At 69.8% G+C, this 9,976-nt stretch carries 8 protein-coding genes and 2 pseudogenes; 6 read left to right on the forward strand and 4 right to left on the reverse strand.

Features of this window, described 5'->3' with window-relative positions; translation table 11 throughout:
• Together ACFW2E_RS13435 and ACFW2E_RS13440 are read left to right on the forward strand one after the other, a co-directional pair.
• Positions 1–129, forward strand: a pseudogene (locus tag ACFW2E_RS13435) (IS5/IS1182 family transposase); the annotation flags it as partial.
• Positions 130–423: 294 nt separating this feature from the next.
• Positions 424–1,602: a hypothetical protein gene (locus ACFW2E_RS13440; RefSeq protein WP_384465818.1), complete on the forward strand. Its 1,179-nt coding sequence runs from the start codon at positions 424–426 to the stop codon at positions 1,600–1,602.
• Between the two features lie 387 nt (positions 1,603–1,989).
• Here the strand turns inward: ACFW2E_RS13440 and ACFW2E_RS13445 are convergent, their stop codons facing one another.
• From ACFW2E_RS13445 to ACFW2E_RS13455, 3 genes are all read right to left on the reverse strand, one after another.
• Positions 1,990–3,657, reverse strand: a complete 1,668-nt coding sequence (locus ACFW2E_RS13445; protein WP_384465820.1) for a cation acetate symporter — start codon at positions 3,655–3,657, stop codon at positions 1,990–1,992.
• Complete coding sequence (locus ACFW2E_RS13450) at positions 3,636–4,055, reverse strand: hypothetical protein (protein WP_384465822.1); 420 nt, start codon at positions 4,053–4,055, stop codon at positions 3,636–3,638. Before ACFW2E_RS13450 ends, ACFW2E_RS13445 begins: the two co-directional genes overlap by 22 nt.
• A 545-nt stretch (positions 4,056–4,600) precedes the next feature.
• Complete coding sequence (locus ACFW2E_RS13455) at positions 4,601–5,524, reverse strand: NADP-dependent oxidoreductase (protein ID WP_384465824.1); 924 nt, start codon at positions 5,522–5,524, stop codon at positions 4,601–4,603.
• Positions 5,525–5,656: 132 nt separating this feature from the next.
• Between ACFW2E_RS13455 and ACFW2E_RS13460 the strand changes: the two genes are divergently transcribed.
• Positions 5,657–6,700, forward strand: a complete 1,044-nt coding sequence (locus tag ACFW2E_RS13460) for a GlxA family transcriptional regulator (RefSeq protein WP_384465826.1) — start codon at positions 5,657–5,659, stop codon at positions 6,698–6,700.
• A 369-nt stretch (positions 6,701–7,069) separates the two neighbouring features.
• Here the strand turns inward: ACFW2E_RS13460 and ACFW2E_RS13465 are convergent, their stop codons facing one another.
• Positions 7,070–7,672, reverse strand: coding sequence for a hypothetical protein (locus tag ACFW2E_RS13465; RefSeq protein WP_384465828.1), 603 nt, complete (start codon positions 7,670–7,672; stop codon positions 7,070–7,072).
• A gap of 179 nt (positions 7,673–7,851) precedes the next feature.
• Here ACFW2E_RS13465 and ACFW2E_RS13470 point away from each other — a divergent pair, with 179 nt between their 5' ends.
• From ACFW2E_RS13470 to ACFW2E_RS13480, 3 genes and pseudogenes are all read left to right on the forward strand, one after another.
• Positions 7,852–8,919 (forward strand): glucose-1-phosphate thymidylyltransferase, encoded by a 1,068-nt coding sequence (locus tag ACFW2E_RS13470; RefSeq protein ID WP_384465830.1) that lies wholly within the window; start codon positions 7,852–7,854, stop codon positions 8,917–8,919.
• A 77-nt stretch (positions 8,920–8,996) separates the two neighbouring features.
• Positions 8,997–9,398, forward strand: a pseudogene (locus tag ACFW2E_RS13475) (hypothetical protein); the annotation flags it as partial.
• Positions 9,395–9,958: an acyltransferase gene (locus ACFW2E_RS13480; RefSeq protein ID WP_384465832.1), complete on the forward strand. Its 564-nt coding sequence runs from the start codon at positions 9,395–9,397 to the stop codon at positions 9,956–9,958. The pseudogene ACFW2E_RS13475 and the gene ACFW2E_RS13480, both read left to right, overlap by 4 nt.
• Positions 9,959–9,976 lie beyond the last annotated feature (18 nt).

The following is a 9,976-nucleotide window of genomic DNA, read 5'->3' on the forward strand; positions in this document are numbered from 1 at the left end:
CTCGTCGAGCAGGCCATGGCCACCCTCAAGTCCTGGCGGCTCCTTCGCAAGCTCCGGTGCTCGACCACCCGGATCACCTGCCTCGTCCAGGCCGTCCTCACCCTGCATTTGGCCAGCTCAGACCGATGATGGAAAGACCTCACGGCCTGCTTCTTCGCCGCGGACTTCCTGGCAGGCTGCTTCTGCGCCGCTGCCTTCGTCTTCGGCGGCGGCTCCGCGAACTCGTGCGTCTCGGCGGACTCGCCGCAGGGAGGACTTTCGTCTGCGCGACGCTCCCGTTCAAAGCGGCCAGCGGGTACGGCAGGGCAGGGGCCAGGGGACGTCGCCCTCCACATCCACGGGAGATTCTCTGGGAATCGCGGCCGCAGCCCTCTACCCTCAGGGGCCGATCTCGGCCTCTTCCCCCAAGGAGGGCGTACGACCATGAGACATGGAACGGACGGCACGCACTTACGGCGTCCGGCGGCCGGTCTGGCCGCCCTGGTTCTGGCCATCGCGGCAGTCGTGATCGGCGGCCGACCGGTGCAGGCGGCTCCGGCCGCGCCTGGCGACCGGACCGCGGCCGCGACGGTGGACCTGTCGCGATGGATGGGCGACATGCACACCTACCTCGACGACCGGCCGCTGAACCGGATCGCGATGCCCGGCAGTCACGACTCCGGGAGCTGGAACATCCCCGCCGACCCCGTCCTGTGCACCAGCGGCTGGTCCTACAACGTGGCCTCGCTCGATCCCCGGCTGGCCGCCAGCATCTCACGTGCCCAGAGCAGCAGCCTCACCGGCCAACTCGACGAGGGGGCTCGCTATCTCGACCTACGGCTGTGCCTCCAGGACGGGCAGTGGCGGACGTTCCACGGCGCCCCGATGGGTGGACCCTTCTTCGACGACGGCTCGGGTGAGGCCTCCTCTGTCAAACGCTGGATCGACGCGCATCCCTCGGAAGTCGTCCTCATCGACGTGTCGGCCGCCGCTCCGGCAGGCACCGACCTCAGCGAGCCGCTGACCAGGCTGCGGGATCTGTTCGGCGCACGCGTCGCGACACGGACCGAGCTGTCCCCCACCTCCCCGTACGGCGACTTCACAAAGGCCGGGAAGAACGTCGTACTCATCGACTCGTCGGCGGGCGTCGACCAGCCGTGGGCCTGGCACGCGGACAGCATCTCCGACCGCGGGAGCTACCCGGCAGGAGACCCCTCCTGGTGGGAGATCCTGAAGTCCTTCTTCAACGGCAGTCCGCCGCAGCAGATCTACGACCAGACGCTGTCCCTCAACCGGGCGGCTCTCGCCCGCGACCCCGGAGCGGACGCCGGCCGGTTCTTCGTGCTGTCCAGCATCGTCCAGCCGGACCTGCAGATACCTCAGCTGTTCCTGATCCGGTTGCTCTCCCCCTTCTTCCCGGCCTCCGTGAGGGACAACTACCTGATGTACCTGGCAAACGGACTGAACCCCCAGCTGGTCACCAAGCTCCGGACAGACTGGCGGGCACCCGAACTGGCCCGCAACATGAACATCGTGACGATCGACAACCTGGGTCACCGGCCACAAGGGGACCTCCAACGCGCTGTCATCGACATCAACACGCTTTCTGCGCGACTCGGCTGACGTCCCATCACCCCGCGCCGGGCCCCGTGCGGGGCCTGGCGTCCGCCGGGTCTTCCCATCACCGCCCACCGAAGCGCACGGGCCGGTCACGGTGACGGCATGCCCGCATCCGCGGCGAGGTGTGGCCCGACGTCGACATCCGGTCGGCCGCCACATTGGTGGCGGCGCCACTGGTGTGCCGCCTGCTGGCGGAACGTGAACTGCCTACGCGCGCTTCGTGGAGGACCTGGTGGATCTGGTCGTCCGAGCGGCCGGTCACCGGGGAACCTGCGAACCGGGGGCCCGTGGTTGCGGGCTGCGTGCGGACCGTTCCGCCCGTCGCCCAGACGGAACGCCCCTGCGCGATCGCTCGAAGTCCGGAGGCCGTTCCTCCGCCTGGACCGCCGTTCAGTCGCCCCCGGCGCCAGTGAGGATCCGGAACTCCGCTTCCGCGTAGCCGGGTTCGCCCTGCCCGTCGTCGGCCCTGCGCCCGCGTGCACTGACGCTGCCCGCCCAGCCGAGAAGGAAAGCCGTCGGTATCGACACCACACCAGGAGTTTGCATCGGATACCAGTGGAAGTCGTTGTGCGGGAAGAGCGCGAAGGGCGTGCCGGAGACCGTTGGCGAGAACACATTCAGTCCGATGGAGGTCGCGAGGCCGCCGTAGACGGTCCACAACAGACCGGTGCGGTTGTACCGCCGCCAGAAGAGGGTGTAGACGACGGCGGGCAGCACCGAGGAGGCCGCTACGGCGAGTGCGAGGGAGGAAAGGAAGTTCACGTTGTAGCCCTGCGAGAGGGTGGCGAGGACGATGCCGAGGACGCCGATGCCCACCCCGGACCAGCGAGCCGACCGGATCTCACGCGCTTCCGTGAGCCGGCCGCGGCGTACCGCGTGCGCGTGCACGTCGTGGGCCAGCGCAGCGGCCGCAGAGAGCGCGGCACCGGCGACCACCCCGAGGACGGCGACGAACACCGCGCACGCCACAGCGGTGAACAGAGCGCTCCCCGCAGCGTTCGCGGTGCCCCCTTCCAGCCCGCCGGCCAGCAGCAGCAGTGACATCTGGCCCTTCGGGTCGACCGCGGTGATGGTGCGGTCGCCGACCAGAGCGGCCGCGCCCAGCCCGGCGATCACTACGAGCAGGCAGAAGACGCTGATCGCAGTGAGGGCGTACCGGGAGGCACGGCGGGCGGCCGCGCCGTCGGCAACGGAGTTGATCTGCGTGATCATGTGCGGCATCACGGCAAGGCCCAGTACGACGGTCAGCTGGGTGCCGAAGAAGTCGAGCCGCCCGGCGAGGTCTTGGCCCAGCTGAAGCCCCGAGTGCAGATACACGTCCGGGCGCCCGCTGCCGCGCGCGGCGGCCGCGAGCAGTGTGTTCACGTTCCAGTGGAAGCGGTTCAGTACGAGGACGGCGACCGCGGCCACCGCGCCGAAGACGATGACGACCTTGAGGATCTGCACGACGGTGGTGCCGCGCATGCCGCCCAGCACGGGGTAGCAGATCATCAGCGTGCCGACGAAGACGATGCAGGCCTTCTGCGCGCCAGGGTTTTCCAAGCCGATGAGCAGGGCGGTTGCGCTCCCCACACCCGACAACTGCACCACCAGGAAGGGCAGCGAGACGGCGAGGGTGGCCACCGCGGCCGCGATCCGCGGCGCCGCCCCCGGCATCCGCAGCGCGAGGATGTCACCGATGGTGAAGCGACCGGCGTTGCGCAGCGGCCCGGCGAGTATCAACAGCACACCGAGGGCCAGGCTGGTGCTCAGCACGAGGGCCAGGCCGTCATAGCCGACAACGGCTACGAGTCCGGTGGTGCTCAGCAGAGTTGCCGCCGACATGTAGCCACCCACCAGGGCGATGGCGGCCTGAAACGGCGTCAGTGATTGATTGGCGGCGTAGAAGTCGGCGACCTCGTCCCGCTCGGGTGCGGCCAGCACGCACAGCAGCAGCGAAAGTCCGGCGAACGCCAGGAACGAGACCAGAACGGCCGTTTGCGCGCCGGGGCCGAGGAAGCTGGCGCCGGGCCCCTCGAGAAGCGCGACCTCGCTCATCACCACGTCATCCCCGTCCATGCCGTCGGGTCGACCGGCCGACTGTGGCCCCGCGCGTGGAGGCCGCCTTGCCCTCGTGCTGCGTCTGCGCGGGCCCGCAGGATCTTCGCGCGTACGTCGTAGCGCTGGGTGGAGAGCCGGTCGTGCCGCCAGGCGGTCACCAGCAGCAGCACTGCCTGCAGAAGGCCGAGGCCCATGCCGAGAGTGAGCCTGCCCGCGATCTGCCGCGCCGGAAGTCCGCCTGACGAGCAGTCGACAAGCAGGGCGAGGACGAATACGGCTCCGTTGGCGATCACGAAGCGCCGCCGCGACCGTGCGGCCAGGCGGCGGAGCTCGCCGAGTTCCGGACCGTCAGCCGCCAAGTGGTCCTCCGAGGGGAACACCACGGACGGGTTGACGGGGTAGTGCGAGAAGGACATACGGGTGCCCCTTCACATGAGGAGTCTGTTCGGTTGTCGTCTGTAACTTGGAGCCCGGCTCAGGTTCGACAACCGGACGGAAGCCGCGGTCGCCCGTCCGGACGGAAACGGCTCGTGAAGCCGGCACGCAGCAGCCGCAGTGCATCCGCTGCTTGTCGAGGAACCGTTGAAAGAGGGCAGGAGTGCTCGCGCGACCCTCGGCGCCCACACCAAGAATCGTTACGACGAGTATCGATATCCAGGGGTGGGGGGACAAGGCTCTGGCAGGAGATTTCCGAAGAGACCGGCGGGACCCGTGAGGCGTGATCGTTCGAACGACCAGCAGGGTGCCGGCCGACGGCCGAACAAGCGCCTCCGACGAAACCCACAGACCCGCCCCGGCCGCTCTCGTCCGGCCTTCAACAGCGTCGGCGACCGGACCGCACCGGTCACAGGCACACGGCGCCGGGAAACGGACAGCCCCCGACCAGGAAGCCTGGTCGGGGGTTTGTCCCGCTCCTGCTCGCGCAGGCGTGTGCTCCGCACTGCCGCCCGGCGGCCGCGGATCAGGCGACGGTCAGAACGATCTTGCCGGTGGTGCGGCCCCGTTCGCCGATCTCGTGCGCCTTCGCGGCCTCCTCCAGCGGCAGGACCGTCTCGACGACCGGCTTCAGCGCACCCCGCTCCACCAGTGCGGCGATCTCGCGCAGGCCCAGGTGGTCGGGCTCGACCAGCATCCACACGGCCCGCACCTCGTCCGGTGCTGCGGGAACGTCGTCCGGGCCGGGCAGGGTGACCAGTCGGCCACCGGCCCGCAGCACCTTCAGGGAGCGCTCGGCCGTCTCACCACCGAGCCCGTCCAGCACCACATCGATGTCGGACACGGCGTCCTCGAACCGCGTCGCGCGGTAGTCGACCACTTCGTCCGCACCCAGCTGCCGTACCAGGTCGTGCTTGCCCGCACTGGCCGTGCCGATCACGTACGCCCCGCGGGCCTTGGCGATCTGCACGGCGAGGTGGCCGACCCCGCCGGCCGCCGCGTGCACCAGCACCCGCTCGCCGGGTCGCACGTCCGCCGTGTCCACCAGGGCCTGCCAGGCGGTCAGCGCGGCCAGCGGAAGCGCCGCCGCCTCCTCGTGCGAAAGGCCGGCCGGCTTCAAGGCCAGGTGCCGGGCCGGGGCCACCACGTACTCGGCGTACCCGCCCGCCTGCCGCGGGAACAGCGGCATCCCGAAGACCTCGTCACCGGGGCGGAAGACCCCCACGCCGGGACCGACGGCCTCGACCGTGCCGGACACGTCCCAGCCGACCGCCGGCAGTTCGCCCCACTCGATCAGCGCCCCGCCGGCCCGGGTCTTCCAGTCCACCGGGTTCACTCCGGCCGCGTGCACTCGCACCAGGACCTCGTTCAGACCCGGCTCCGGCCGCTCAACCTCCCGCGCCACCAGGTTCTCGGGTCCGCCCCACTGCTCCACGACCACCGCACGCATGCTGTCCGCCTCGCTCTTTCCGTCTCGATCGGCTCGCTGCCGGGCGGTCCCCGGCGACGACGCGGTCCACGATCCGGCACTCCGGCCCTTCATGGTGTTGGCCGTCCGGCCACTGTGTGACAGGATCTGGCCATGAGCGAAACGCAGCCGGCGACCACGAGCGACGAGCGGAACCGGAGGCAGGAGGCTCCCCGGCCACACCGGGTCGCAGTCCTCGCCCTGCCCGGCGTGCCGCCCTTCGAGCTCGGCATCCCCTCCCGCGTCTTCGGCAGCGCCCAGGATGCCCACGGCCACCCGCTCTACGACGTCATCGTCTGTACCGCCGACGGCTCCCCCGTACCCAGCGACGCCGGATTCACCGTCCAGCCCGCCGCCGGCCCCGAGGCCCTGGCCACCGCGGACACCGTGATCCTCCCGCCCACCCACGCCATGCCCGAACTCGGTCGTGGCGGCCCCCTGCCCGCCGAGGTCACCGCCGCCATCGCAGGCATCCGGCCCGGCACCCGTCTGGTGTCCATCTGCACCGGCTCCTACGTACTCGCCGCGGCTGGACTGCTCGACGGCAGACCGGCCACCACCCACTGGAACCTCGCCCCGGAGTTCCGCAGCGCCTACCCCAACGTCAAGGTCGACGAGGACGTCCTCTTCGTCGACGACGGCGACGTCCTCACCTCCGCCGGAGTCGCCGCCGGAGTCGACCTGTGCCTGCACATCATCCGCCGCGACCATGGCGCCGCCGCCGCCAACCGCGCCGCCCGCATGTGCGTCGTGCCCCCGTGGCGTGACGGCGGACAGGCTCAGTACATCGACCGCCCCGTCCCCGAACCCACCGTGGCCACGACCACCGCCACCCGCGCATGGGCCCTCGAACACCTCGGCGAACCGCTCGCCCTCACGCAGCTCGCCGAACACGCCCGGATGAGCCTGCGCACCTTCACCCGCCGTTTCCGCGACGAGACCGGCATGACCCCGGTGCAGTGGCTCACCGCTCAGCGCCTCGAACTCGCCAAGCAGCTCCTCGAGACCACCGACCTGCCCATCGACCTGCTCGCGCACCGGGCCGGCTTCGGCTCCGCAAACTCCCTGCGCGCCCACATGAGAACCGCCTTCGGGATCCCGCCCGCCGCCTACCGCCGGACCTTCAACCCCAACCACCCCGCCACGACCCACGGCTGACAACACCACGGACAGCGGCGGGCATCGCCCACGCCGGCAATCGCCGCACTACCAGCGGCCGGAGGATCCCGGTGGTCACTCGGGGTCTGCTCAGGCAGGACACGGCACCCGCCCGCATCGGGCAGCCCGGGTCAAGCGGGAACTCCTCGACGGGAGGGGACGGTCGTTGGAATCGCTCCGTGCGCGGGAGAGGTACTTCCACGAGCCTGCCGTCAACAATCGTCCACCGACCGAAGCAGTCGTCGTCCTGGTCGTGGATCAAGACCTGCCTGCTGTCCGGGTAGGGCCACGGGAGCGACTCCAAGTGCCGCAGCAATCCGGACCGCGGTCGCGTCCCGTCACCCGCCGGGCCGGCAACCGCTTCGGGACTCAGAGGAGATCGCGCCAGAACGGGACCGTTGCTCTCGGGTCCCAGGTCTCGCCGACGTCGCCCCGTGCCTCGTCGAACTCCTGGTGGATGTAGTCGGCCAGGTCCAGCCCGTAGTAGATGATGTCGGTCTGCCACATCGAGAGCACCGGATGCCCGAAGCTGCCCCGGCCGGCCGGAAGGTACCGGTGGGCGTACACAGGCACCAGCAGCGGCACCTCAGCGAGACGACGCCGTGCAGTGGCCAGGGCCGTCGCGGTATCGGCCGGACGCTCACCCCATGCCTCGTACCAGAATCCGTTGTGCTCGACGTCCAGGACGACGCCTTCGACCGGCCAGCCGAGCTGATCGCGCAGGCTGTCCGGATCACCGTTGCGCCAATCCGGCCACGGCTTGGGCCAGGTCTGCCCCTCCTCGGGAGGAACATTGACCGGAAGGCCCGCCGCGAGGAACGCGCGGTGGTCGTCCGCGAACTCGATCCCGTACTCCCGCTCGATGCGCGCGAACTCCGCGTCCGTCAGCCCTGGCCCGAACTCGTATCGCCCCGTCCGCGCCAGGCGCCGCGCGGCCTCCGCGCCCAGGCGTGCCCCCTCATTGATGATCACCGATGCACCGTAGCGCCGATCGGCCACGCGGTCACCCGAGTTACACACCGGCCGCCGCGGCGGAAAGGACGACCGTCGTTGTCTCAATCGGATCGATGCAGCCCGGGGTGGCTTCCAGAACGGACAGAACGTACGCGGAATCCCTTCGTCCACGACTTCCCCGTAAGTAGGGTGATTGTGTGAAGGCACTCCTGTTGTCAGGTGGCTCGGGTACCCGTTTGCGCCCCATAACTCATACATCGGCGAAACAACTTGTACCTGTCGCGAACAAGCCAGTGCTGTTCTACGGTCTGGAGGCGATCGCAGAGGCGGGTATCACGCAAGTCGGGATCATCGTCGGGGACACCGCCGAGGAGATCCGGGAGGCGGTCGGCGACGGTTCCGCGTTCGGACTCGACGTCACCTACATCCCGCAGGCGGCGCCTCTGGGGCTGGCCCATGCGGTACTGATCGCCCGCGATTTCCTGGGCGAGGACGACTTCGTGATGTACCTCGGCGACAACTTCGTCGTCGGCGGCATCACAGATCTGGTGGACGCCTTCCGCCGCCGGCGGCCCGAGGCACAGATCCTCTTGACCAGGGTGACGAACCCGACCGCGTTCGGGGTGGCCGAGCTGGACGCGACGGGCCAGGTCGTCGGTCTGGAGGAGAAGCCCGAGCATCCCAAGAGCGAGCTGGCACTGGTGGGCGTGTATCTGTTCACCCCCGCGATTCATGAGGCCGTGCGCTCGATCAAACCCTCCTGGCGCGGCGAGTTGGAGATCACGCACGCCATCCAGTGGCTGATCGACGCCGGACGTGATGTGCGCTCCACGACTATCTCCGGATATTGGAAGGACACCGGAAACGTCACCGACATGCTCGAGGTGAACCGCTCGGTACTGGAGACCCTCGAGGGCCGGACCGACGGCACGGTCGACGAGGGGAGCGAGATCATCGGCCGGGTGCGGATCGAGCCCGGGGCGAAGGTGACCGGCAGCCGGATCGTGGGCCCGGTGGTCGTCGGCGCGAACACCGTGATCACCGACTCCTATGTGGGCCCCTTCACCTCGATAGCCGAAGACTGCCGGATCGAGGACAGCGAAATCGAGTACTCGATCGTGCTGCGCGGCTCCTCGCTGAGCGGCGTCCGGCGGGTGGAGGCCTCCCTCATCGGCCGCAACGTCGAGGTCACTCCCGCGCCCCGCAAGCCTGCCGCCCACCGCTTCGTCCTCGGCGACCACAGCAAGGTGCAGATCTCATCATGACGACCGGAATCCTGGTGAGCGGTGGCGCGGGTTTCATCGGCTCGCATGACGTCCGCACGCTGTTCGGTCCGGCCGGGTCACCGTACGCCGCCTCCAGGGCGTCCAGCGACCTGGTCGCCCTCGCTCATCATCGCGCCCACGGCCTGGACGTACGGGTGCCCCTCCGTTCCAACGACTACGGCCGACACCGGTTCTCCCGGAAGGACTGCGCCAAGCTGCGTACGAAGCTGCGCTACGAGTCCCGCCAGGACTTCGCCACCCGCCTTGCGGAGACGGTCACTTGGTACCGCGATAACCGCGCCTGGCGGGAATCGCCGACGGAGCGCGCCCCTCTGGCGGTGCCCGGGCAGCCTCCGGACGGGATGTGCCCTCGACCGGCACGGCGCCGGCCCGGGATCAGATCCAGCCGAGTCTGCCGCGAGGGGGTCGCGGCGGCGCCTCCCGCTCCGCTCGACGAGAAGAAGGGTTCAACCCGGTGAGTTTCAGGATCCAGCCGACCGCACAGGTCGACGAGAAGGCCACGGTCGGTGACGGGACGACGGTCTGGGATCTGGCCCAGATACGGGAGGACGCCCGCCTCGGCAGCGACTGCATCGTGGGCCGGGGAGCGTACGTCGGTCCGGGGGTGCGGATCGGCGACAACGTGAAGCTCCAGAACTACGCCCTCGTATACGAACCGTCGGTGCTCGGTGACGGGGTGTTCGTCGGGCCCGCGGCGGTGCTGACCAACGACTACTTCCCCCGTTCGGTGGACCCGCAGGGCAGGCTGAAGCGCGGTGGCGACTGGGAGGCCGTGGCCGTGGTGGTGGCCGAGGGGGCGTCGCTGGGGGCCCGTTCGGTGTGCGTGGCGCCGGTGCACGTGGGTCGTTGGGCGCTGGTCGCGGCGGGTGCCGTGGTGACCCGGGACGTCCCGGACTTCGCGCTCGTGGCCGGGGTTCCGGCGCGCCGGCGCGGCGGGGGGGGGGGGGCCGGCGTTCGACGTGGAGTGCGCGTATGCGTGTTTTGGCCAAGGGGGTGCCCCGAGAAGGGCGCGCAGTAAGACGAGTAGTCAGACCCA

It is taken from the genome of Streptomyces sp. NPDC058964, assembly GCF_042741275.1.
GTDB lineage: Bacteria > Actinomycetota > Actinomycetes > Streptomycetales > Streptomycetaceae > Streptomyces.